We start from the raw sequence: 22931 nt of genomic DNA, 5'->3' as shown, positions 1-22931 counted from the left end.
TGACCGGCGGCCCGGCCGATCGGCGCGCGGGGATCGTCCGTCCTCGCGATGGCGGCAGGCCCGCCCGGCGGCAGGCTGGGACCGCAAGCTTCACCCGCTGACCTTGGGAGACCTGATGACCGGATCGTTCCGCACCCGCCTGATCGCCGGCGCCGTCACGGGGCTCGCGCTCCTGACCGCCGCCCCCTCCCCCGTCCAGGCCGCCGCGCCCGCCCCCGCCGTCGTCCAGACGGGTACGCTGTCGGCCGGCGCCGCGCTCAAGGTCGCCGACGCCGCGCTGAAGGAGGCCGCCAAGCTGAAGCAGCGCGTCACGGTGGTGATCGTGGACCGGTCCGGCGCGACCCGGCTGGTGCTCAAGGGCGACGGCGCGGGCCCGCAGACCGAGGAGTCGGCCCGGCGCAAGGCGTTCACCGCCGTGTCCTTCGGCCGGGCGACCAGCGAGCTCGCCAAGGGCCTGACCGGCTCCGGCCCGAACATCGCCGACATCCCGGGCACCCTGTTCCTGGGCGGCGGCGTCCCCCTGGCCTCCGGCGGCGCCCCCGTCGCGGGCATCGGCGTCGGCGGCGCCCCCAGCGGCGAGATCGACGAGGCCATCGCCCTCGCCGGCGCCAAGGCGGTCGCCGGGCAGCTCGGCTGAACCGCCCTCCGACGTGCAGGATGATGGGATGAGGCGCCGGACGATTCTGGCCTGCGGGATCGGGCTGCTGCTCGCGGCCTGCGGTTCCCGGACGCGAGACGGTGTGAAAGGAGACAACGTGCTCAACGAGGAACTACGGGCCGCCGCCGCGCGCGGTGACGCCGCAGCGGTGCGCGACGCGCTGGCGTCCGGAGCCGACGTCGAGTCCCGTGACGGGCAGCGCCGCACCGCGCTGCTGCTGGCCGCCGCGGCCGACCACGTCGAGGCCGCCAAGGTGCTCGTCGCCGCCGGGGCCGACCCCGACGCGCAGGACGCCAGGCAGGACACCTCGTGGCTGGTCACCGGCGTGACCGGGAGCGTCGAGATGCTGCGGGCGCTCCTCCCGGCCGGCCCCGACCTGACGATCCGCAACCGCTACGGCGGCGTCTCCCTCATCCCGGCCTGCGAGCGCGGCCACGTCGACTACGTGCGCGAGGTGCTCAAGACCGGCATCGACGTCGACCACGTCAACGACCTCGGCTGGACTGGCCTCCTGGAGGCCGTCATCCTGGGCGACGGCGGCCCCGCCCACCAGGAGATCGTCCGCCTGCTCATCGCGGCCGGCGCCGACGTCGACCTGGCCGACCGCGACGGCGTCACCCCGCTCGCCCACGCCGTCGCCAAGCAGCAGACCGAGGTGGCCGCCCTGCTGCGCGGGGCCGGGGCGCACTGACGCCGCCCGGGCCCGCGCCGGCTCAGGTCACGGGCAGGGCGGTGGCCAGCAGGATGACGCCGATCGACCCGATCAGCGACGAGATCGCCAGCGCCCGGGCCAGGGCGCGGCGGCCGGCGCCGCTGGCCCAGCCGTGCAGCGCGGCGGCCACCATGACCGCGCAGAAGAGCAGCAGCTTGGCCGCCAGGATCCGCCCGTAGCCGGGCTCGGCCAGCGAGTCCCAGGTGACGCCCTTGTGCAAGGCGATCGCCACACCCGTGGCGAGCTGCACGGGCAGGAACACCGCGGCGGTGATCACCCCGAACCGGCGGCCGACCGCGGTCAGCATCTGGGCCCGCAGCCGGTCGTCGAGCTGCCGCCGGGCCAGCGGCAGCACCACCAGCGAGACCGTGAGCTGCCCGCCGACCCACAGCGCCGCCGCCAGCACGTGCAGGAACCGCACCACCGCCCACCACGTCATCGGGCGCCCACCCGGAACAGGCCGTGCGCGCCCGCCTCGGCGTGCCGCATCGTGTGGTCGACCACCGGATACGTGCCCGGCTCGGGGAAGACCAGCTCGGCGAAGCCGCCCTGGGCGGGGGCCAGGTCCAGCACCTGGGCGCCGCCCGGATCGTCCGTGCGCACCTGATACGCCCCTTCCTTGTAGACCGTGTCGAACGGCGCCCCGACCACGTGCAGGGCCGTGCCCGAGCTGGGACCGGCGGCCACAACCCAGATCCGCACCCGCTCGCCGGCCCTGGCGGTCAGCGGCGCGTGGTCGTAGCCGGCGGCGGTGCCGTTGAACATCCAGCCGTCCGGCCGGCCCTCGCGGATCTTGGCCACCTGCGCGTCGCCGCCCGGCTCGCCGAGGTGGAGCTCGCTCTGTACCAGAAGGTACTCCCGGTCCACGGTGGGCAGGCCGGGAGGGTCGATGATCACCGCGCCGAACATGCCGTTGGCGATGTGCTGGCTCATCGGCATGGTGGAGCAGTGGTAGAGCCAGGCCCCGGCGAACCCGGCCCGGAAGCGGTACGTGAGCCGCTCCCCCGGCTCGATGGTGCGCATGACGCCGTCGGGCGCGTTGGCCCCGGCGTGGAAGTCGATGCCGTGGCCGGTGGTGCCGCCGTTGACGAACGTGACGGTGAAGACGTCGCCGACCTTGCCGCGCAGCACCGGGCCGGGCACGGTGCCGTCGAACGTCCACACCCGCTGCCGCACGCCGGGCGCGACCTCCCACACGACGGTGTCGTCCACGCGGATCTCGACGGCGTGCTCGGTGCCGCCCGGCGCGGGGTCGAGCGCCGCGTCGTACGGGCTCCAGCCCGGCGACATGGGGGCGGCCAGGTCGAGGCCGCCCGCCGTGGCGTGCCCGCCGTGCCCGGTGGCGGCCCCGGCGTCGGACCGGGCATCGGCCTGGACGTCGGACCGGGCCTCGGACCGGGCCTCGGACCGGGCGTCCGAGGGGACGATGCGCATGGTCATGCCGGCGGCGCGGTGCCCGGCGACCGTGCACCAGCCGTCCACCGGCGCGGCGAGCGGGGCCAGCGTCAGCGTGGCGCGTTCCCCCGCTCCCAGCAGCGGGGTGCGCTCGCCGGTGGCCAGCCGCAGGTCGTGCCGCTGGGCGTCGGCGTTGGTGACGCGCAGGGTCAGCACGGTGCCTGCGGGGGCCTCGATCACGGCGGGCCGGACCTTCATGCCGGACAGCGTCACCTCCACGGTGCGGGCCCCGGTGGCGGTGACGGTCACCGGCGGGCCGCCCGTGCCGGTCATCGACACGACGACCGCGCCCGCCGTCAGCAGGCATCCGGCCGCCACCCCGGCCACCGCGGGCCACGCGGACGCGCGCCCGGCCCGCGTCCCGTCCGCGTCCGCCCCGGTGCGGGACCGGACCAGCGCGAGCACGGCCAGCAGCACGAACGCGGCGACGGCGGCCAGCACCAGCGTCCAGCCCAGCAGCCGCAGCGGCTCGGGCACCGGGAGCGCGAGCAGCGGCACGCCCAGGTTGAGCGCCGCCAGCCGCGCCTTCCAGCCGCGCTCCAGCAGGGCGGCGTTCTCCTTGAACCGGACCGGGCCGCCGCCGAGCACGGCGGGCAGCAGGTGCAGCAGCGAGCCGAGCAGCACCTGGGCGACGAACCCGGCGAGCACCAGCGGCAGCAGCGGCTCCAGCGCGGCGGCCACCTGCCCGGCCGGCCGGGTGGCCACGACGACCAGGTTCGCCGCCAGCGCCACCTCGAACCACACCACACCGGCCCCCAGCGTCCAGGCCGCCCCGGTGTGCGGGCGCCGGGCGCGTACCGCCGGGACGAGCGGGGCCAGCGCCGTCAGCGCCCCGGCCGCGTACAGGACCAGTCCCGCGGCGGCCGCCCACCGCCAGCCCGCCGCGAGCGCGCCGACGGCGGCGGCCAGACCCGGCGCGGCCAGCCACAGCCCGATCCGGGAGGCGCGGCGGGTGCCGTCCGGCATGCGGGTGCGCAGCACGGTCGGCCACAGCGTGAACAGCGTGCCCAGCACGGTCAGGCCCACCCAGCCGAGCACGTTCGCCTCGGCGTGCGCCGCCTGCAGCCGCTCGTGCGTCACACCGCCGCCGGGCTGGGCGGCCAGCAGCCCGCCCAGCGCGCCGCCGGCCGCCAGCGCCACGGCCGCGCTCACGTACCAGCCGATGACGTGCCCGAACCTGCCAGGCAGCGCCCGGCGCAGCAGCGTGACCAGCACGTACGCGTGCCACAGCACGACCGCCACCACCACGGCCGCCCCGGCGACGGCGGGCTGCCACGGGCCGGCGGCGACCCCGTACAGGATCGCCGCCGTCGCGGCGTTGAGCAGGGCCAGCCGCGCCAGGCTGCCGTGCCGGGCGGGCGCGCGGGCGCGCAGCAGCGCGACGGCGAAGTGCTCGCTCCAGATGAGGATCGCGGTCGAGACCGCGCCGAGCAGGAACACGTGGACGAGCAGCCAGCGCGGCGCGGGCAGCGCGTCGCCCGCGAGCGCCGTGGCGAGGGTCAGTCCGAGCCAGCCGACGACGATGGCGTTCGCCCGCAGGTGCCACGACGCGCGCGGACGCGCAGGGCCCGGCCGGAGGCGCACCCCGACGGGGATCTCCTGCCTGGTCACCGGGTCACCTCGCGCAGGATGCGGTCCACGACGTCGGCGGCCGAGTGGTCCTCGGGGAGCCCGGTGAGGAAGCCGGTGTCCTGGCCGAGCGTGAGCAGGGCGGGCTCGCGGTAGCCGTCGGCCCGGTGCTGGCCGAGGCCGACGGCGGCGAGCAGCGCGTTGCACAGGCACCGGCGGCCGTCGGCCTCCTCGGCGGGCCTGCCCTTGCGCACGTAGGCGTCGACCGGTTCGGCCGCGCAGCGGTAGCCGATCCCGCCGCCCGGTCGCACGTACGGGGTGCGCAGGTAGCCCAGGTCGCACAGGCGGGGCCGGTCGGCGTACACGGTGGCGTCCGACAGCGTGCCCGGCACGTCGGCGATCTTGAACGGGAAGCCGGTCGGCGAGGCGCGCGGGTCGTTGCGGACCTCCAGCGTGCCGTCGGCGGCCTGCCGCAGCAGCCGCCGCCGCAGCCCGGGGTCGAGGCCGGACTCGCGGCACAGCGCGAACGCCGAGCCGACCTGGATGCCGGCGGCCCCGGCCGCCCGCGCCCGCGCCAGGCCGCCGGGCGTGCCGTAGCCTCCGGCCAGCCAGAACGGCAGCCCGAGCGCCGCCATCTTGGCGGGGTCGGCCTCGTCGCGCGGCCCGTAGACGGGCTGGCCGTCGGCGTCGAGCCGCATCCGGCCGCGCGGCGGCGCGCTGTGGCCGCCGGCGACGGGCGTCTCCAGGACGAAGCCGTCCGGCCGGGTGGCCGGGGTGCGCGCCAGGTAGAGGGCCAGGACGTGCGAGGACACGATGGCCAGCAGCCGGGGCCGGGCGAGCGGCCGGGTGAGGCCGAGGAGCGCGCCCGGGTCCAGCTCGGCGTGGTGGCCGGTGTCGTCGCCGCCCGCCACGGTGACGGTGACGCGGGCGGGCCGGTGCGCGGCCAGGTCGTCGAGCAGCCTCGGGATCTCCGCCGGGATGCCGGCGCCCACGAGCACGTAGTCGACGCCGGCCAGCATCGCCCCGTAGACGGCGGCGGGCGTGGCCATCTGGATCTTCTCCAGGTAGTTGATCCCGACCGGGCCGTCATGGCCCTCCTTGGCGAGGAACACCTCGGCGAAGTTCGCGACCACGGCCAGCTCGTCGCGGGCGCGGCTGGGCCGCAGCCCGAGCCGGGGCACCGGCCGGTACGGCAGCCCGGGATCGGCCCCGCCGGGCACGAAGTAGCGGGCGAGCACCCGCTCGGCGACCTCGGGCGCCGGGAAGCGGGCCAGCGCCCGGCGCAGGTGCCCGCCGGGGTCGCCGCGCTGCAGCCGCCGCGCCAGGGTGGCGTCCAGCGCGGTGCCGGACACGACGCCGAGCTGCCCGGTGGCGGCCACGGCGCGGGCCAGCCGCCACCCGGACACCCCCACGCCCATGCCGCCCTGGATCAGGAGCGGGACCGCCGGGGCGGCGGCGCCGACGAGCGCGTCCGTGCCGCCGGGGGTGGCGAACCGGCGGCCGGTCACCGGGTGCTCCCGGGGCGCGCGGTGCGGCGGCGGTAGACGACGTAGGGCCGCCACAGGTAGGCGACCGGCGCCGACCACACGTGGACGAGCCGGGTGAACGGCCACATCGCCAGGAACACCCACGCCGACAGCGCGTGCAGCTGGAAGATCAGCGGCACGCCCGTCATCAGCGACGGGTCGGGGCGCAGGGTCAGCACGCCGCGGAACCAGACGGCGATCGTCGCCCGGTAGTCGTAGCCGCCGCCGATCAGGTTCTCGCCCACGGTCCCGGCCATGCCGAGCAGGATCACCACCGCCATGACGGCGAACAGCGCCTTGTCCGTGCGGGTGGTGGTGCGGCGGACGCGCGGGCTGGTGAGGCGGCGGGCCAGCAGCAGCGCCAGCCCGGCCACCACCATCACCCCGGCGACGGTCCCGGCGGTCACCGACACCAGGTGGTAGGCGTGCTCGGACACGCCGACGGCCTCGGTCCAGCCCTTGGGCACCAGCAGGCCCAGGGCGTGCCCGCCGATCGCGGCGAGCACGCCGAGGTGGAACAGCGGCGAGCCGAGCCGCAGCAGCCGGCTCTCCAGCACCTGGGTGGTGCGGGTGGTCCAGCCGAACTGGTCGACGCGCCAGCGCCACACGTGCCCGACGACGAAGACCGTCAGGGCGATGTACGGGACGACGACCCACAGGGCGACGCTCATGGCCGCGCCTCCATTTCGTTCACGGCCGGCCCGAACGGCGCGAGCCCGACCTCCTCGGCGGGCGGCCCGGCGAGCGCGAGGTCGGCGACGGCGGCCTGCTCGGCCGCCGACAGTCCGGGCAGCTCCGCGCAGAGCGCGTCGAGGACGAGCGCGTACGGGGAGCCGCTGTCGTGCAGGGCGGTGCGGATGAGCTCCAGGCCCTTGCGGTGCTGGCGCAGCGGCGCCTCGCCGGCGGCGGGCCCGGCCAGGGCGGCGAACTCGCACACCACGGGCAGGAAGTCGGGCAGCTCGCCGTCGGGCGGGGTGAGCCCGGCCACCCGGTAGCGCTGCTTCAGCGTGAGCAGGGCCATGCCGCGGCGGCGGGTGTCGCCGTGCAGGTAGTAGGTGAGGTAGAGGCTGGAGCGGCGGCGCAGGTCGAACGTCTCGACGTAGGCGCGGGCCAGCGGCATCGGCTCGGCGTCGGCGAACCAGCGCAGGAACCGCTCCAGCGCGTCGCGGGCGGGCGAGGCGGGCAGCGTCGCGGCGGCGCGGCCGAGCCCGGGGCGGGCGGCGAGCAGCCCGGCGTCGGGATACTGCAGCAGCAGGGAGACCAGCCGGAACAGGGTCGCCCGGCCGGGCGCGTCCTCGGCGCGCGGGGTGCGCCTGGTCAGGAGCTTCACGGCGTGCCTCCCTTGCCCACGAAGAGCTTCAGGCCCGTCCGGCCGTCGGTGCGGCGGCCGGTGAGCGCGGCGGGGTGGAACTCGCTCATGCCGGGCCCGCCGTCGCCGTCCAGGCTGCATCCGCCGGCCTGGGCGGACAGCGCGGCGGCGTCCTCGCGGTGCGCGGCGGGCACGACGTAGCGCTCCTCGTACTTGGCGATGGCCAGCAGCCGGTACATCTCCTCCAGGTCGGCCGCCGGCATGCCGACGGACTCCAGCAGGTCGCCGGAGACGGCGCCGTCGAGGGTCCGGGCCCGCATGTGGGCGCGCATCGCCGACAGCTTCATCAGCACCCCGGCTACCACCTCGGTGTCGCCGGCGGAGAACAGGCTCGCCAGGTAGTCCAGCGGGATGCGCAGGTCGGTGATGGCGTGGAAGACGTTGTCGGGGTCGTCGGCGTCGGCGCCCGCCCCGGTGACCGCGTCGAGCACCGGCGACAGCGGCGGGATGTACCAGACCATGGGCAGCGTCCGGTACTCCGGGTGCAGCGGCAGCGCCACCCGGTAGCGCATGGCCAGCCGGTAGATCGGCGACCGCCGCGCCGCCTCGATCCAGTCGTCGCTGATGCCGGAGGCGCGGGCGGCCTCGGCCACGGCGGGGTCGTCCGGGTCCAGGAACACCTTCCGCTGCGCCTCCAGCAGGTCGCGCGGGTCGGCGACCCGGGCCGCGTCCAGGACCGCGTCGGCGTCGTACAGGACGAGGCCGATGTAGCGAAGCCGGCCCACGCACGTCTCGGCGCACACGGTCGGCTGCCCGGCCTCGATCCTCGGGAAGCAGAACGTGCACTTCTCGGCCTTGCCGGTCCGGTGGTTGACGTACACCTTCTTGTACGGGCACGACGAGACGCACATGCGCCAGCCTCGGCAGCGGTCCTGGTCGACCAGGACGATGCCGTCCTCCTCGCGCTTGTACATGGCGCCCGACGGGCAGGCGGCGACGCAGGCGGGGTTGAGGCAGTGCTCGCAGATGCGCGGCAGGTGGAACATGAACGTCCGGTCGAACTCCAGGCGCACCTTCTCCGCCATCGCGGCCAGATTGGGGTCGCCGTGGGCGTGCTCGGGGGCGCCGCCGAGGTCGTCCTCCCAGTTCGCGCCCCAGGTGATGGCCATGTCGTCGCCGGTGATGGCCGACTTGGGGCGGATGACCGGGGTGTGCGGGCCGGCGGGCGCGTTGATCAGCGTGTCGTAGTCGTAGGTCGCCGGCTCGTAGTAGTCGTCGAGCTGCGGCAGGTCGGGGTTGGCGAACAGGTTGAGCAGCCGCCTGGCCCGGCCGCCGGCCCGGAGCTTGAGTCGGCCGCGCCGGTCGAGCTGCCAGCCGCCGCGCCAGCGTTCCTGGTCCTCGTAGCGCTTGGGGTAGCCGACGCCGGGCTTGGTCTCGACGTTGTTGAACCACACGTACTCGACGCCGTCCCGGTTGGTCCAGGTCTGCTTGCAGGTGACCGAGCAGGTGTGGCAGCCGATGCACTTGTCCAGGTTCATCACCATGGCGACCTGGGCGAGCACGCGCATCAGTACGTCACCTCCTGGCCGCGCCGGCGGATCACCGTGATCTCGTCACGCTGGTTGCCGGTCGGGCCGTAGTAGTTGAAGCCGTAGGTGAACTGGGCGTAGCCGCCGATGAGGTGGCTGGGCTTGAGCAGCAGGCGGGTGAGCGAGTTGTGCACGCCGCCGCGCCTGCCGGACTTCTCCGTCAGCGGCACGTTCACGTTGCGGTCCTTGGCGTGGTACATGTACACGGTCCCGGCCGGCATCCGGTGCGAGACGACCGCGCGGGCGACCACGACGCCGTTGCGGTTGTACGCCTCGATCCAGTCGTTGTCGGCGACCCCGATCTTCGCCGCGTCGGCGTCGCTCATCCAGATCGTCGGCCCGCCGCGTGACAGCGCCAGCATGTAGGCGTTGTCCTGATACTCGGAGTGGATCGACCACTTGGAGTGCGGGGTCAGATAGCGGACCGTGACCTCGGCCGCGTCCCCGTCGCCCTGCTCGCCGAAGTGGCGGCGCATGTTGAGCGGCGGCCGGTAGGCGGGAAGCTGCTCGCCCAGCTCGGCGATCCACTCGTGGTCGAGGAAGAAGTGCTGGCGGCCGGTCAGCGTGTGCCACGGTTTGTCGCGTTCGACGTTGATGACGAAGGCGGAGTAGCGGCGCCCGCCGGTCTCCGAGCCCGACCACTCGGGTGAGGTGATGACGGGCTGCGGCCGGGTCCGGGTGTCGGCGAACGTGATCCGCTTGCCCTCGTGCTCGGCGGCCAGGTCGGCCAGCCGGGTGCCGGTGCGCCGTTCCAGCGTCTCGAAGCCCTGCGTGGCCAGCCTGCCGTTGGTGGTGCCGGACAGCGCCAGGATCGCCTCGCACATCCGGTCGGCGCTCTCCAGGGAGATCCGGCCGCCGGGGGTGAGGCCGTTCTTGGCGCGCAGGTGGTCGAGCTCGGGGCCGACCTCGTACGTGACGGCCTTGGTCGTCAGGCCCAGCTCCTCGAAGAGCGGGCCGACGGCGCGCATCCGCTCGCCGACGGCGGCGTAGTCGCGCTCGATCGTCACGATCTTCGGCATGGTCCGGCCGGGGACGGGCTCGCACTCGCCGTGCTTCCAGTCCAGGACCCGGCCGCCGGGCTGGGCCAGCTCGTCCGGGGTGTCGTGGGCGAGCGGCACGGCCAGCACGTCGGTGCGCCGCCCGAGGTGGGCGGCGGCCAGCTCGGAGAAGCGGTCGGCCAGCGTGAGGAAGGCGTCGTAGTCGCTGCGGGCCTGCCACGGCGGCGCGATGGCCGGGTTGAACGCGTGCACGAACGGGTGCATGTCGGTTGAGGACAGGTCGTGCTTCTCGTACCAGGTCGCGGCGGGCAGCACCACGTCGGCGAACAGCGCCGTGGACGTCATCCGGAAGTCGATCGTGGTCAGCAGGTCGAGCTTGCCCTCGGCGGCCTCCTCGCGCCAGGTCACCTCAGCGGGCCGCAGTCCCTCCTCATTGCGGGTCTCGGCGTCGGCGCCGAGCAGGTGGCGCAGGAAGTACTCGTTGCCCTTGCCCGAGGAGCCGAGCAGGTTGGCCCGCCACACGGTCAGCACGCGCGGGAAGTTGGCCGGGTCGCCGGGGTCCTCGGCGGCGAAGCGCAGCCGCCCGGACTTCAGCTCGGCCACGACGTGCTCGGCCGCCGGGACGCCCTTGGCGGCGGCCTCGTCGGCGAGGGTGAGCGGGTTGCGGTCGAACGTCGGGTGCGAGGGCAGCCAGCCGAGCCGCGCGGCCTGGGCGTTGCAGTCGGCGAACGACCTGCCCGCGAACCTGCCGGGGCCGAGCGGGCTGGCGAGCTCGTCCGCGCCGATCCGCTCGTAGCGCCACTGGTCGGTGGCCAGGTACCAGAACGCGGTGCCGGCCATGTGCCGGGTCGGCCGCTGCCAGTCGAAGGCGAACGCCAGATGCTGGAAGCCGGTCACCGGCCGGACCTTCTCCTGGCCGACGTAGTGCGCCCAGCCGCCGCCGTTGACGCCCTGGCAGCCGGTCAGCAGCACCAGCGTGAGGAAGGAGCGGTAGATCTGGTCGGAGTGGAACCAGTGGTTGGTGCCCGCCCCCATTGCGATCATCGACCGGCCGCGGGTGCGCTCGGCGTTGCGGGCGAACTCCCGCGCGATCCGGGTGATCGTCGCCGCGGGCACGGAGGTGATCTCCTCCGCCCAGGCGGGCGTGTACGGCTGGGCGGCGTCGTCGTACGACGCCGGCCACTCGCCCGGCAGGTCGCGGGCCACCCCGTACTGGGCCATGAGCAGGTCGAACACGGTGGTGACGAGCCTGCCGCCGACCTCGGTGGCCGGGACGCCGCGCCGCATCGCCGCGCCGCCCTCGGTGTCGCCGGTGTCGAAGCGCGGCAGGTCGACGGCGACCGCGTCCGGCGCGCCGAGCAGCGTCAGCTTCGGCGTGACGCCGTCCAGGCCGAGGTTCCAGCGGCCCTCGCCCTCCTGCCCCCAGCGGAAGCCGAGCGAGCCGTTCGGCACGACCGGGCGGCCGGTCGGCTCGTCCAGCAGGACGGTCTTGAACCGCGCGTTCTCGCTCTCCTCGCCGAGGTCGGCGGCGGTCAGGAACCCCCCGGGCACGTACGCGTCCCCGCGCGGCTCCAGCGTCACCAGGAACGGCAGATCGGTGTATTTCCTGACGTAGTCGGTGAAGTACGGGACCGTGCGGTCGCGGAAGAACTCCGTCAGCGTCACGTGCCCCATCGCCATGGCCAGCGCCCCGTCCGTGCCCGGGTGCGGGGCCAGCCAGTCGTCGGCGAACTTGACGTTGTCGGCGTAGTCGGGGCTGACCGCGACGACCTTGGTGCCCTGATAACGCGCCTCGGTCATGAAGTGGGCGTCGGGCGTGCGGGTGACCGGGATGTTGGAGCCCCACATGATCAGGTAGCGGGAGTTCCACCAGTCCGCCGCCTCCGGCACGTCCGTCTGGTCGCCCCACACCTGCGGGGAGGCGATCGGCAGGTCGGCGTACCAGTCGTAGAAGGACAGCAGCGTGCCGCCGATCATCGACAGGAACCGGGTGCCCGCGGCGAACGAGGCCATCGACATCGCCGGGATCGGCGAGAACCCCACCACCCGGTCCGGCCCGTACTCCTTGATCGTGTGGACGTGCGCGGCGGCCATCAGCTCGACGGCCTCGTCCCAGCTCGCCCGGACCATGCCGCCCTTGCCGCGCGCCCGCTTGTAGGCCCGCGCCCGCTCCGGGTCGCCGGTCAGCTCCGCCCACGCCAGCACCGGGTCACCCAGCCGGGCACGGGCCTCGCGCCACATCTCCAGCAGCACCCCGCGCACGTACGGGTAGCGCACCCGCGACGGCGAGTAGGTGTACCAGGAGAAGGACGCGCCACGGGGGCAGCCGCGCGGCTCGTACTCGGGCGACTCCGGCCCCACCGACGGGTAGTCGGTCGCCTGGTGCTCCCATGTGATCAGGCCGTCCTTGACGAACACCTGCCAGGAGCACGAGCCGGTGCAGTTCACGCCGTGGGTCGAGCGCACCACCTTGTCGTGCGACCACCGGTCCCGGTAGAAGCGGTCCCAGGCGCTCGGGTCCACCTGGTGCAGGGTGCGGCCGTCCGCCGACACCTCCGACCTGGTGAAGAAGGCGCGGGCGGCGAGCAGCGGCCCCATGCCGGGGATGGCGTCGATATCAGTCACAGGTCTTCCTCACCGTCGGATGAGTTCAGCCTCGTGCTGTCGGCGCCTGTCCCGGCAGGGACCAAAGTCCCTAGGTGCGGGCCCGATGGGCCCGCGCGGACCGCGTCAGAGGGGCACGTGCCAGAGCAGCCGCGTGCCGCCGCCCTCGGGCGACTCCACGTCCGCCTCGCCGCCCAGCAGCGCCGCCCGTTCGCCGATGTTGCGCAGGCCGCTGTGCCGGGCCCGCTCCCCCACGCCGACGCCGTCGTCGCTCACCACGAGCGTGAGCGCCGAGCCGGCGACCTCGACCAGCACGTCCGCGCGGGTGGCCCGGGAGTGGCGCACCACGTTCGACAGCGCCTCGCGCAGCACCGCCAGCAGGTGCTCGGCGACCGCGTCGGGGACGAGCGTGTCCAACTGGCCCTCCATCCGGAGGCCCGGCATGAAGCCGAGATGCCCGCCCGCGCCCTCGACCAGGTCGACGATCTGCCCGCGCAGGCTCGGCGCCGCCTCCTCGCGCGGGCCCTGGAGGGCGAAGATGGACGAGCGGATCTGCCGGATGGTCTCGTCCAGCTCGTCGATGGCGTGCTGCAGCCGCTTGCCCGCCTCCGGCCGCTCGACCAGCCGGACCGTGCTCATCAACGTCATGGCGGTCGCGAACAGCCGCTGGATGACCAGGTCGTGCAGGTCCTTGGCGATCCGGTCACGGTCCTCCAGCAGGCCGAGCCGTTCGGCGTCGCGGCGGGCCTCGGCCAGCTCCAGCGCGATCGCCGCCTGCCCGGCGAACGACTGCAGCATCTGCCGGTCGGCGTCGCTGAACGGCAGCCGCCCGCTCCGCTTGGCCAGCGTGAGCACGCCGTGCACCTTCGGCGCGGTGCCCAGCGGCACCATGAGGCCGGGCCCGAGGCCGAGCCGCCGCAACGGCGAGCCGGTGCCGGGCGCGCCGTGCAGGTCCTGGTCGGTCATCGGCTCGCCCCGGGTGAACACCTCGCCCACGGACGTGCCCGGCACCGGGAAGGCGGTGCCCCGCACGTCGGCCGCGCCCTCCCCCTCGGCGACCGCCACGCTCAGCGACTCGCCCGACGGCTCCGGCAGCAGCACCTCGACCAGGTCGGCGTCGCACATCTCGCGGGCCCGCGCCGCCACCGTGGTGAGCACCTGCCGGGGCTCGGCGCCGGACAGCAGGCTCGTGGTCACCTCGGCCGACGCCTGCAGCCAGGTCTCGCGCCGCCGCGACTCCTCGTACAGCCGGGCGTTCTCCACCGCGACGCCCGCCGCCGTGGCCAGCGCGATCACGACGGCCTCGTCCTCCTCGTCGAACTCGCCGCCGCCGCGCTTCTCCGTCAGGTAGAGGTTGCCGAACACCTCGTCGCGCACCCGGATCGGCACCCCGAGGAAGGTGCCCATCGGCGGATGGCCGGGCGGGAACCCGTACGACTCGGGATGGTCGGAGATACGCCCCAGCCGGACCGGCCGCGCGTCCTTGATCAGCAGCCCGAGCAGGCCGAGCCCGTGCGGCCAGTGCTCGATCCTGGCGATCTCCTCCTCGCTCAGCCCGACCGGGATGAACTGCACCAGCGTGCTGTCGTCGCCGACCACGCCCAGCGCCCCGTAAGCGGCGTCCACCAGCTTGGTGGCGGTCTCCACGATCCGCCGCAGCACCGTCTCCAGGTCCAGGTCGCTGCCCACGGACACCACGGCCTCGAGCAGCGCGTGCACCCGGTCCCGGGTGGCCAGCACGGCGTTCAGCCGGGTCTGCAGCTCGGCCAGCAACTCGTCCAGCCGCATCTGGGGCAGCAACGGGCTGTGCTCACTTTCGGACATACCGCTCAGTGTCGCACCGGCACCCGGCGATGCCGCGTTCAGGACCTTGGTCCCTTTTGCGGGAAAGCCGAGTGCGGATAGCGTCAAGGCATGATTCGCGTGTTCCTTGTCGACGACCATGAAGTGGTACGGCGCGGAGTCGCCGCCCTGCTCGACGGCGAGGACGACATCGAGGTGATCGGCGAGGCCGGCACGGCGGGGTCGGCCGTGGCCCGCATCCCGGCGCTCAAGCCCGACGTGGCGGTGCTCGACGTGCGGCTGCCCGACGGCAGCGGCGTGGACGTCTGCCGCGAGGTCCGCTCCAAGCTCCCCGGGCTGGCCTGCCTGATGCTGACCTCGTTCGCCGACGACGACGCCCTGTTCGACGCCGTCATGGCCGGGGCCGCCGGCTACGTGCTCAAGCAGATCCACGGCTCCGACCTGGTCGGCGCGGTGCGCACCGTCGCCTCCGGGCAGTCGCTGCTGGACCCGCAGACCACCGCCGCCATGCTCCAGCGGCTGCGCGACCAGGCCGCCCGGCGTGACCCACTGGCCGCGCTAACCGAGCAGGAACGGCACATCCTCGAACTGATCGGCGAGGGCCTGACGAACCGGCAGATCGGCGAGCGCCTGTTCCTGGCGGAGAAGACGGTCAAGAACTACGTGTCGAACCTGCTGGCCAAGCTGAACATGCAGCGCCGCACCCAGGCCGCCGTGCTGGCCGCCCGGCTGCGGGCTGATCGGCGGGATTGACGGGACTTTCGCCCCTGCCGGACGCCCGGCCGCACCGGCCAGGCTGGGGGCATGCGACTCGACTCATCCGGCCTGCGGGTGCTCTCCCGCGCCGAATGCCTGCGCCTGCTGGGCTCCGCCCCGATCGGGCGGATCGTCTTCACCGACCGGGCGCTGCCGGCCGTGCAGCCGGTCACGTTCTGCCTGGACGGCGAGCGCATCGTGATCCGCACCGGGCCGGGCTCCAAGCTCGCGGCGGCCACCCGGCACTCGGTGGTCGCCTTCGAGGCCGACGCCTTCGACCCGGACCTGCGGACCGGCTGGTCGGTGACCGCGGTGGGGCACGCTCGCGCCGCCCGCGACGCGTCGGAGGTGGCGCACCTGGCCAGGCTGCCGCTGACGCCGTGGGCGCCGGGCGAGCGCGACCACTTCATCCTGGTCAGGGCCGAGCAGATCTCCGGCCGGGCGATCAGGTGACCGCAGGCTCGCCCGGGTTCGCGCGCGGCACCCGCATGGCCAGCACCTGTCCCGGCCACGCCTCGTACCGGAAGGGCTCGGCAGGCGTGAAGCCGTTGCGCACGTAGTAGCCCACCAGCTGACCGCCGCCGCCCGCCCAGCAGTCGACGCGCAGCAGCTCCGCCCCGGCCCGCCGGGTCTCCTCGACGGCGAGGGCCAGCAGGGTCGCGCCGATGCCCCGGCCCGCGTGCCGCCGGTCGGAGACGAGCAGCCGGACGTACAGCTCGGGCTCGTCGGCCGGGGCGATGGGCATCTCGGCGCTCGGCCCGGAGTCCAGCACCATCGCGCCGACGGGCTCGCCGCCGAGCTCGGCGATGTGGGGAGCGCCGCCGGCCATGAGCTGCTCGATCCGCGCCGCCCCGCCGGGCCGCTGGGAGTAGGGCTGGGTGCCCCACTGCTCGGTGTTGCCGCGCGCGTTCATCCAGATCACGGCCGCGTCCATCATGGCGAGCATGGCCGGGGTGTCGGCGGGCCCGCCCGGCCGGATCCGCAGGGTGTCGTCGTTCACGGCGGCAGTCTAGTGAGCGGATATACGGTGGAGTGCGTCATTATTGGACGGGTGACGCGGCCGGCAGCGGGCCGCCGCGCTCGGGGCCGAACAGCATCGCGGACAGGTGCTCGACTCCCTGGCACACCGCGCCCACGGCCACGCACTCGTCGCCGAGCACGGAGGCCCGCACCTGCGGGGTGCGCAGGCACATGGTCTCCAGCTCGCCTCTCAGCGGCTCCAGCAGCACGTCGGCCGAGCGGGAGAAGCCGCCGCCGAGCACCACCAGCTCGGGGTCGACGGTGAGAGCCATCGCGGCGGTGGCCAGCGCGAGCACCTTGACGTACCGCAGCACGGCGCCGCGCGCCGCGGCGTCACCGCCCCGGGCGGCCTCGAACACCGCCGCCGCGACCGCGTCGGGCGGCGTGCCCGGCTCCACGGCGGGGAAGGCGTGCAGCAGGTCGCCCACGTGGCCGAGGTTGAACAGCGGGTGCAGGCCGATCTCCCCCGCCGCGCCGCCGGCGCCGCGCAGCGGGACCCCGTCGAGCACGATCGCGGCCCCGGCCCGGCGGCCGATGTGCAGGAACACCAGGTTCCCCGCGTCGCGGGCGACGCCCCTGCGGCACTCGGCCAGGGCGGCGAGCCGGCTGTCGTTGTCGACCAGGACCGGGCAGCGCAGCCGCGCGCCCAGGTGCTCGGCCAGCGGCACGCCCGGCCAGTCGCGGATGGCCCGCGACGCGACGACGCGTCCCTCCAGGTCGACGTGGCCCGTGCTGCCCGCGACCGCGATCCGGACGTCGCAGGCGGCGGTGCCCGAGCCGGCCAGGCAGGCGTCGACGACGCGGTCCACGGCGGCCAGCCGCTCGGCGCGCGGCTGCTCGGGGGTGACCGGTTCGCGCGTGATGTGCAGGACGGCGCCGTCGAGGTCGGCCACGACCGCGAGCACCTTGTGCGCCCCGATGTCGAGCCCGAGCACCCGGCCCGCCTCCGCGCGGAAGCGGTAGCGGCGCGCGGGCCTGCCCTTCTCCCCGCCGCTGGGGTCCAGCTCGGCGACCCAGCCCAGCCCCGTCAGGTCGTCGACCGCCGCCTTGACGGTGGCTCTGGCCAGGTCGGCGCGCTCGGCGAGCTGGGTCAGCGTCAGCGGCCCGGCGGAGCGCAAGGCGGAGAGTGCGGCGAGCGCGTTGTGGCGCCGCAGCCGCTGGAGGTCGCCGCCGGTCACCGGGAGCGTCACTGATCACCCTTCTTGACGGACCTTAATGGTGGACTCCATCATAAATGCGAGCGGGGGTCCGGCCGCAGGCTCCTCGCCCCCGGATCATTCTCCTCGCTGTCATGCGGCGGCAGCCGATCGCCGGGGTCGTGTTCACCGACCGGACAGGCCGATCTACCAGCCTTTCCTCCCGTTACATCCCCCTATCTAGGAGTATGCGTGCATTCCCTCCGTAAGTGGATCGTTGTCGCCTTAGGTGTCACTCTGGCCTCGTCCGCCTCACCGGCACTGGCCGCGCCCAAGCCCGTGGACGTGCAACTGCTGTCGATCGCCGACTTCCACGGCTACATCACCCCGCAGAACAACGCCGCCGACGGCACGATCAAGGACGCGCAGGGGAACACCCTGGTGGTGGGCGGCGCGCCGTACCTGGCGACCCACCTCAGCAAACTGAGGGACGGGCACGCGAACACGGTCACGTTCTCCAACGGCGACAACTTCAGCGGCTGGCCCACCGAGGTGTCCTTCCACGCCGACGAGCCCACGATCGAGTTCCTGAACAAGATCGGGCTGGACTTCACCGCGGTCGGCAACCACGAGCTGGACCGGTCCCTGGAGTTCCTGCGCGACCACATGGGCGCGGGCGAGTGCTTCGGCGAGGCCGACGTCGACAGTTGCTTCACCGACTCCGACGGCCGCCGCTTCCACGGCGCCGACTTCGCCTTCTCCACGGCCAACATCACCGAGAAGGGCGACACCCGCCCGGTGCTCGAACCGTACGTGATCAAGAAGTTCCGGGGCATCCCCGTCGGGTTCATCAACCTGACCACGCCCACCACGGTGGACGGGTCCACCTCCTACCAGCCGTCGCTGGACAACCTGCCGCTGGTGGAGACGGCCGACAAGTACGCCGCCATCCTCAAGCGGCGCGGCGTGCGGGCCATCGTCGCCAACGTGCACGAGGGCGGCGCGGCCGGCGCCGACTTCAACGGCTGCGCCGACCCGATGAACGGGCCGATCTGGGACTTCGCCAAGAATGCCTCGCCCGACATCGACGTCATCGTCACCGGCCACTGGCACGCGTACTTCACCTGCTCGGTCCCCGACCCCGCGGGCAACCCCCGCCCGGTCGTCGAGGCCGCCAACCACGGCCGCCTCATCAACGAGATCAACCTGAAGATCGACCGCCGCACCCGCGACGTCATCAGGTCCGCGACCACCGCGGTCAACCACCCGGTGACCCGTGACGTCACCCCCGACCCCGTCATGACGAAGCTGGTCGACCACTGGAACGCCAAGCAGAAGGAGACCTACGCCAAGCCGTACGGGACCATCACCGGCGACATCACCAGGACCCGCGACGCCACGGGGCAGAGCACGCTCGGCAACACCGTGGCCGACGTGGCCTACTTCGACTCCCAGCAGACCGAGGGCGGCAAGGCCGATCTGGCCATGGTCGCTGTGGCCCCGGTCAAGGGCTCGAACTCGTTGCGCGGCGACCTGAGGTTCGCCAAGGGGCCGAACCCCGCCGACAGCGACGGCCAGGTGCTCCTGGGCGAGTCGTGGGCGGCATGGGGTTACGCCAACCCGGTGCTCACCGTCTCGGTCAAGGGCTCGCAGCTGGAGCAGGTCCTGGAACAGCAGTGGCAGACGCAGGCCGACGGCACCGTGAGGTTCGCGCCGCTGGCCGTGTCGAAGAACGTCCGCTTCTCGTACTCGCCGGGCAGGCCGGTCGGGGACCGGATCAACCCCGCCGACGTGCTCATCGACGGGCAGCCGCTCGACACCGGCAGGACCTACCGGCTCGCCGCGCTGGCGTACACGCTGCTGGGCGCCGACGGTTACAGCGCCTTCGCCGGGTACACCGACGCGGTGCGCGGCAACCGTGACTACGATGCCATGCGGGCCTACCTGCGGCAGGGGCCGCTGACCCCGCCCGCCCTCGACCGGGCGGTGCCGCTGACGTAGCACTTCCCCGTGCGGAGGGGCTCGCGTCCCTCCGCACGTTCTAATGCCTTGTCGCCGTGTTGACGCGTTAGAGCGCTGCCCGCTATAACTAACGCATCATTGGCGTTGGAAGGCATTAGACATGACGATTCCCGTGCTCGCCCGTACCGTCCATCGGCACCTCGACGTCGACGGCGTCCGGGTCTTCTTCCGGGAGTCGCTGCCCGAGCGGGCCGACGCGCCCGTCCTGCTGCTCCTGCACGGGTTCCCGTCGGCCTCGCACCAGTACCGCAGGCTGATCGACGTGCTCGGGACCCGCTACCGGCTGATCGCGCCCGACTACCCCGGCTTCGGCCACACCGAGGCCCCGGCCGGGTTCACCTACTCCTTCGACCGGCTCGCCGACATCACCGAGGGCTTCGTGCGGAAGCTCGGCCTCACCCGGTTCGTGGCGTACGTGTTCGACTTCGGCGCGCCCGTCGGGTTCCGGCTCGCCGAACGGCACCCCGAGTGGATCGCCGGCCTGGTCGTGCAGAACGGCAACGCCTACGAGGAGGGCCTGTCCGACGGCGCCCGCGACTTCATCGCGCTGCGCCCCGACCGGCCCGGCGCCGAGGAAACCGTCCGCGCCCTGTTCACCCTGCCGGGCACCCGCGGCCAGTACGAGACCGGCGTCGCCGTCCCCGGCCTCGTCGCCCCCGACGGATGGACCCTCGACCAGCACTTCCTTGACCTGCCCGGCCGCAAGGACGCCCAGGTCGCGCTCGCCTTCGACTACCACTCGAACGTCGAGCGCTACGGCGCCTGGCAGGAGTGGCTGCGCACGCACACCCCGCCCACGCTCATCACCTGGGGCGCGAACGACCCGTTCTTCCCCGAGCCCGGCGCCCGCGCCTACCTGCGCGACCTGCCCGACGCCGAGCTGTACGTCCTCGACACCGGACACTTCGCCCTGGAGGACCACCTGCACCAGATCGCCCCGCTCGTCGCCGGGTTCCTCGACCGCGTGTGGCACGCCGGCTGAGCGCGGTAGCCATCCCGGCCGCCATCCCTGGCGAAGGCGGCCGGTTCGTCCTGGCCGGGGGTGAGAAAGGACTTTGGTCCCTGTTTACGGCGCCGGGTGGGCGGCAGGCTGTTGTCGTGACATGCCACCACGACCGGGCGCCGGACGGGACGGGAGCCCGGCGTCTGCGGGAACTGCCCGAGGCCGAGGCGCTGCGCCTGCTGGCCGGGGTGCCGTTCGGCCGGATCGTCTTCACCCGCCAGGCGCTGCCCGCGGTCCGGCCGGTGAACCACCTGGTCGTGGACGGGCGGGTGGTCATCCGGTCCAGCCCCGGGACGATCCTCAGCTCCCACGTGGCGGTGCCGGAGGCCGTGGTGGCGTTCGAAGCCGACGACCTCGACGGGCACGCGCGGCTCGGCTGGAGCGTGATCGTCACCGGGGTGGCGCGGCTGCTGACCGACCCGGCGGAGACCGAGCGGCTGAAGGCCCTGCTCCACCCCTGGGTGACCGGCGAGATGGATCAGGTGATCAGCATCCAGCCGGAGATCGTCACAGGATTCGAGCTGGTTCCCGCACCGTAGCCCGGCGCACCACGGTCACCGTCAGCAGCACGGTCAGCGCCGCCGTGGCCGCCAGCAGCCCCAGGCCCACCCCGTACGAGCCGAGTTCGCCGTACAGGAAGCCCATCAGCAGCGGCGGCACGAACCCGCCCAGCCCGCCCGCGGCACCCACCAGGCCGGTGACCGCGCCGACCTGGTCGGCTGGGGTGACCTGCGCGACCAGCGCGAACGTGGCACCGCTGGCGGCGCCGAGCGCGGCCGCCATCGTCAGGAACGCGATCGTGCCCACCGGCATGAGGCCGGGCGTCAGCGCCTGGACCGCCGCCGCGCCGCACACCACCACGAACACCCCCGTCAGCACGGGGATCGAGCCGATCCGGTCCGACAGCCAGCCGCCCACCGGCCGCATCAGGACCGCGAGGACCACGAACCCGGCCATGCGGTTGGCGGCGTCGGCCTGCTCCAGCCCGTAGCCGGTCTGCAGGTAGGCGGGCAGGTAGACGGAGAAGGCGACGTAGCCGCCGAACGCGACCGCGTACAGCGCGCACGCCTGCCAGGTGATCGGCAGCCTGGCCGTGGCCGCGAGCCTCCCGAGAAGCGGCTGCGGCGACACCGTCCGGCCTGGTGCGTCCCGCATCACCAGCCACGCGACGGCGGCGTACACCGCGAGGACGACCGCGGTGATCAGGAACGGCGTGGTCGCGTTCCCGGCCTCGACCAGCTTGACCGTCGTCAGGGCGCTGATCGCGGTGCCGCCCATGCCCACCCCGAACACGCCGATCGCCAGGCCGCGCCGCCGGGGCGGGAACCAGGCGTTCACGAACGGCACGCCGACCGCGAAGACCGTCCCGCCGACGCCCAGGAAGAAGCCCCCGGCCAGCAGCGCCGGCAGCGAGCTCTGCCCGGCCACGCCGATGAACAGCACGGGCACGATGGTGGCCGCGGAGATCAGCGGGAACATCACCCGCCCGCCGAGCCGGTCGGTGAGCGCGCCCACCGGGACGCGGCCCAGCGAGCCCACGATCACCGGCACCGCGACCAGTAGCGCCTGCTGCGAGGCCGACAGTCCGAGCAGGTCCTTGTAGCGGGGCCCGAGCGGGCTGAGCAGCGCCCACGCCCAGAAGTTCAGCGCGAAGCCGAGCGTCGCCAGGCCGAGCATGAGCATCGGCCTGGCCCCGTGGGCCGCCTGTTCCTTCCCATCGGTTCCGGTCGTCGTCATCGTGTCCCCAAGGTGTCGTGCTGGATCGGCGGGCGCGGGTGCGCCGCGTGTCCATCCCAGTGCGGAAGCCCGGCGAGGGGCACCGACCAAAGTCCTCGTTACGCGGGGACTTCCGGTCCCTCCCGCCGCTCTTGATCACCTGAGGTGCGGCGCATACGCTGCCGGTGCCGGTCACCCCTCATGGACGGAGTCCCGACCCCCATGACGATCAGGACGAAGGCGGCGCTCGCCGCATCACTGGCCGCGATCTCCCTCACCGCCGTCCCGCCCGCCGCTCAGGCCGCTCACGCCGGGTCCGCCGTCGCCTGTCCCGCCGTGTTCGGCCACGGCGGCTACCCCTCCGGCGCGAACCCCTGGGAACGCGACCAGATCCGCCAGCCCAACAACGTCCGCGCCGTGAACGACCAGAAGACCTGGGGCGCCGACGGCGTCGAAGGCGACGTCCAGCTCACCAGGAACGGCACCAAGGCCGTCATGTGGCACAACACCACCACCAACGGGCTGACCGGCACCCGGACGAACATCACCGCCCTGTGGTGGGCGGCCGGAGCCGACAACCTGCGCGACCGCCGCATCGCGCGCGGCCCGTACCAGGGAGAGCAGGTCTACACGCTGCGCCAGTGGCTCGACCACGTGCGCTCGCGCGGCCTTATCGCCCTGCTGGAGGTCAAGCCCGAGGCCAGGACGGCGCTGTCCGACCCGGCGTACGCGACGGCCGCGTGGAAGGAGATCTCCGACCCGATCAAGGAACGCCAGGCCGCGCAGCGCATCCTCGTCTACTCCACGGACTCCTGGATCCAGGGCGAGCTGGCCCGCCGCCACCCCGGCCTGCTCAAGGGCTCTCAGGCCCGCTGGACCGACGGCGTCGGCTGGGAGGAGCCGCCCCCCGCCTGGACCGGCAACATCAGCCGCTGGCAGTCGGTCCTGAGCCAGGCGCCGCCGAGCGTGATGACGAACTACACCCGCGACTACCGCGCCTGGCTCGCCGGCAAGTGCACTTAAACGTTCCGTTCAACACGTCATGTTGACAACGG

General features: G+C 73.8%; 19 protein-coding genes. 8 read left to right on the top strand and 11 right to left on the bottom strand.

Features of this window, described 5'->3' with window-relative positions; translation table 11 throughout:
• The first annotated feature begins 115 nt into the window (after window positions 1–115).
• Both KME80_RS34215 and KME80_RS34210 read left to right on the top strand, forming a co-directional pair.
• Window positions 116–637 carry a GlcG/HbpS family heme-binding protein gene (locus KME80_RS34215; RefSeq protein WP_219510752.1) on the top strand — a complete coding sequence of 174 codons (522 nt, stop codon included), beginning with the start codon at window positions 116–118 and terminating at the stop codon, window positions 635–637.
• Window positions 638–755: 118 nt separating this feature from the next.
• Complete coding sequence (locus tag KME80_RS34210) at window positions 756–1349, top strand: ankyrin repeat domain-containing protein (protein ID WP_308126040.1); 594 nt, start codon at window positions 756–758, stop codon at window positions 1347–1349.
• A 22-nt stretch (window positions 1350–1371) separates the two neighbouring features.
• Here the strand turns inward: KME80_RS34210 and KME80_RS34205 are convergent, their stop codons facing one another.
• The 8 genes from KME80_RS34205 to KME80_RS34170 form a co-directional block, all read right to left on the bottom strand.
• Complete coding sequence (locus KME80_RS34205) at window positions 1372–1809, bottom strand: hypothetical protein (RefSeq protein WP_219510746.1); 438 nt, start codon at window positions 1807–1809, stop codon at window positions 1372–1374.
• On the bottom strand, window positions 1806–4436 hold the full coding sequence (locus KME80_RS52950; RefSeq protein ID WP_219510744.1) for a multicopper oxidase domain-containing protein: 2631 nt from the start codon (window positions 4434–4436) through the stop codon (window positions 1806–1808). Before KME80_RS52950 ends, KME80_RS34205 begins: the two co-directional genes overlap by 4 nt.
• Window positions 4433–5902: a nitronate monooxygenase gene (locus KME80_RS34195; RefSeq protein ID WP_308126039.1), complete on the bottom strand. Its 1470-nt coding sequence runs from the start codon at window positions 5900–5902 to the stop codon at window positions 4433–4435. The genes KME80_RS52950 and KME80_RS34195 overlap by 4 nt, the downstream gene beginning before the upstream one ends.
• Complete coding sequence (narI, locus tag KME80_RS34190; protein ID WP_219510742.1) at window positions 5899–6591, bottom strand: respiratory nitrate reductase subunit gamma; 693 nt, start codon at window positions 6589–6591, stop codon at window positions 5899–5901. Before narI ends, KME80_RS34195 begins: the two co-directional genes overlap by 4 nt.
• Window positions 6588–7250, bottom strand: a complete 663-nt coding sequence (gene narJ / locus KME80_RS34185) for a nitrate reductase molybdenum cofactor assembly chaperone (protein WP_219510787.1) — start codon at window positions 7248–7250, stop codon at window positions 6588–6590. The genes narI and narJ overlap by 4 nt, the downstream gene beginning before the upstream one ends.
• Window positions 7247–8797, bottom strand: a complete 1551-nt coding sequence (gene narH / locus KME80_RS34180) for a nitrate reductase subunit beta (RefSeq protein ID WP_219510740.1) — start codon at window positions 8795–8797, stop codon at window positions 7247–7249. The genes narJ and narH overlap by 4 nt, the downstream gene beginning before the upstream one ends.
• Window positions 8797–12414, bottom strand: a complete 3618-nt coding sequence (locus KME80_RS34175) for a nitrate reductase subunit alpha (RefSeq protein WP_246646242.1) — start codon at window positions 12412–12414, stop codon at window positions 8797–8799. The genes narH and KME80_RS34175 overlap by 1 nt, the downstream gene beginning before the upstream one ends.
• Window positions 12415–12546: 132 nt before the next feature.
• Window positions 12547–14244 carry a sensor histidine kinase gene (locus KME80_RS34170; protein WP_219510737.1) on the bottom strand — a complete coding sequence of 566 codons (1698 nt, stop codon included), beginning with the start codon at window positions 14242–14244 and terminating at the stop codon, window positions 12547–12549.
• 90 nt (window positions 14245–14334) lie between these two features.
• Between KME80_RS34170 and KME80_RS34165 the strand changes: the two genes are divergently transcribed.
• Both KME80_RS34165 and KME80_RS34160 read left to right on the top strand, forming a co-directional pair.
• Entirely contained in the window at window positions 14335–14976 is a 642-nt protein-coding gene (locus KME80_RS34165; RefSeq protein WP_219510735.1) for a response regulator, read from the top strand.
• A 51-nt stretch (window positions 14977–15027) separates the two neighbouring features.
• Complete coding sequence (locus tag KME80_RS34160) at window positions 15028–15432, top strand: pyridoxamine 5'-phosphate oxidase family protein (RefSeq protein ID WP_219510733.1); 405 nt, start codon at window positions 15028–15030, stop codon at window positions 15430–15432.
• Here the strand turns inward: KME80_RS34160 and KME80_RS34155 are convergent.
• Together KME80_RS34155 and KME80_RS34150 are read right to left on the bottom strand one after the other, a co-directional pair.
• Window positions 15425–15979 carry a GNAT family N-acetyltransferase gene (locus tag KME80_RS34155; RefSeq protein WP_308126038.1) on the bottom strand — a complete coding sequence of 185 codons (555 nt, stop codon included), beginning with the start codon at window positions 15977–15979 and terminating at the stop codon, window positions 15425–15427. The two genes, KME80_RS34160 and KME80_RS34155, sit on opposite strands and share 8 nt — an antisense overlap.
• A 40-nt stretch (window positions 15980–16019) precedes the next feature.
• Window positions 16020–17189 carry an ROK family transcriptional regulator gene (locus KME80_RS34150; protein WP_219510731.1) on the bottom strand — a complete coding sequence of 390 codons (1170 nt, stop codon included), beginning with the start codon at window positions 17187–17189 and terminating at the stop codon, window positions 16020–16022.
• A gap of 198 nt (window positions 17190–17387) precedes the next feature.
• Here KME80_RS34150 and KME80_RS34145 point away from each other — a divergent pair, with 198 nt between their 5' ends.
• The 3 genes from KME80_RS34145 to KME80_RS34135 all read left to right on the top strand — a co-directional run bounded on the left by KME80_RS34145 (window position 17388) and on the right by KME80_RS34135 (window position 20699).
• On the top strand, window positions 17388–19136 hold the full coding sequence (locus KME80_RS34145) for a bifunctional metallophosphatase/5'-nucleotidase (RefSeq protein WP_219510729.1): 1749 nt from the start codon (window positions 17388–17390) through the stop codon (window positions 19134–19136).
• 121 nt (window positions 19137–19257) lie between these two features.
• Window positions 19258–20139, top strand: coding sequence for an alpha/beta fold hydrolase (locus KME80_RS34140; RefSeq protein WP_219510726.1), 882 nt, complete (start codon window positions 19258–19260; stop codon window positions 20137–20139).
• A gap of 116 nt (window positions 20140–20255) precedes the next feature.
• Entirely contained in the window at window positions 20256–20699 is a 444-nt protein-coding gene (locus KME80_RS34135; protein WP_219510724.1) for a pyridoxamine 5'-phosphate oxidase family protein, read from the top strand.
• Here the strand turns inward: KME80_RS34135 and KME80_RS34130 are convergent.
• Window positions 20668–21897 carry an MFS transporter gene (locus KME80_RS34130; RefSeq protein ID WP_246646235.1) on the bottom strand — a complete coding sequence of 410 codons (1230 nt, stop codon included), beginning with the start codon at window positions 21895–21897 and terminating at the stop codon, window positions 20668–20670. The genes KME80_RS34135 and KME80_RS34130 overlap by 32 nt on opposite strands.
• Window positions 21898–22098: 201 nt before the next feature.
• On the opposite strand from KME80_RS34130, the gene KME80_RS34125 reads away from it, so the two are divergent.
• Window positions 22099–22899 carry a glycerophosphodiester phosphodiesterase family protein gene (locus tag KME80_RS34125; RefSeq protein WP_246646234.1) on the top strand — a complete coding sequence of 267 codons (801 nt, stop codon included), beginning with the start codon at window positions 22099–22101 and terminating at the stop codon, window positions 22897–22899.
• Window positions 22900–22931 lie beyond the last annotated feature (32 nt).

It is taken from the genome of Nonomuraea ceibae, assembly GCF_019396325.1.
In the GTDB taxonomy this organism is placed as follows: domain Bacteria; phylum Actinomycetota; class Actinomycetes; order Streptosporangiales; family Streptosporangiaceae; genus Nonomuraea; species Nonomuraea ceibae.
This window is presented reverse-complemented; position numbering and strand designations above follow the sequence as displayed.

Excerpts from the sequence above, each read along its gene's own strand:
- KME80_RS34215 (WP_219510752.1), top strand. The coding sequence starts at position 116 with ATGACCGGATCGTTCCGCACCCGCCTGATCGCCGGCGCCGTCACGGGG.
- KME80_RS34205 (WP_219510746.1), bottom strand. The coding sequence starts at position 1,809 with ATGACGTGGTGGGCGGTGGTGCGGTTCCTGCACGTGCTGGCGGCGGCG.
- narI (WP_219510742.1), bottom strand. The coding sequence starts at position 6,591 with ATGAGCGTCGCCCTGTGGGTCGTCGTCCCGTACATCGCCCTGACGGTC.
- narH (WP_219510740.1), bottom strand. The coding sequence starts at position 8,797 with ATGCGCGTGCTCGCCCAGGTCGCCATGGTGATGAACCTGGACAAGTGC.
- KME80_RS34175 (WP_246646242.1), bottom strand. The coding sequence starts at position 12,414 with ATGGGGCCGCTGCTCGCCGCCCGCGCCTTCTTCACCAGGTCGGAGGTG.
- KME80_RS34170 (WP_219510737.1), bottom strand. The coding sequence starts at position 14,244 with ATGTCCGAAAGTGAGCACAGCCCGTTGCTGCCCCAGATGCGGCTGGAC.
- KME80_RS34165 (WP_219510735.1), top strand. The coding sequence starts at position 14,335 with ATGATTCGCGTGTTCCTTGTCGACGACCATGAAGTGGTACGGCGCGGA.
- KME80_RS34160 (WP_219510733.1), top strand. The coding sequence starts at position 15,028 with ATGCGACTCGACTCATCCGGCCTGCGGGTGCTCTCCCGCGCCGAATGC.
- KME80_RS34140 (WP_219510726.1), top strand. The coding sequence starts at position 19,258 with ATGACGATTCCCGTGCTCGCCCGTACCGTCCATCGGCACCTCGACGTC.
- KME80_RS34130 (WP_246646235.1), bottom strand. The coding sequence starts at position 21,897 with ATGACGACGACCGGAACCGATGGGAAGGAACAGGCGGCCCACGGGGCC.
- KME80_RS34125 (WP_246646234.1), top strand. The coding sequence starts at position 22,099 with ATGACGATCAGGACGAAGGCGGCGCTCGCCGCATCACTGGCCGCGATC.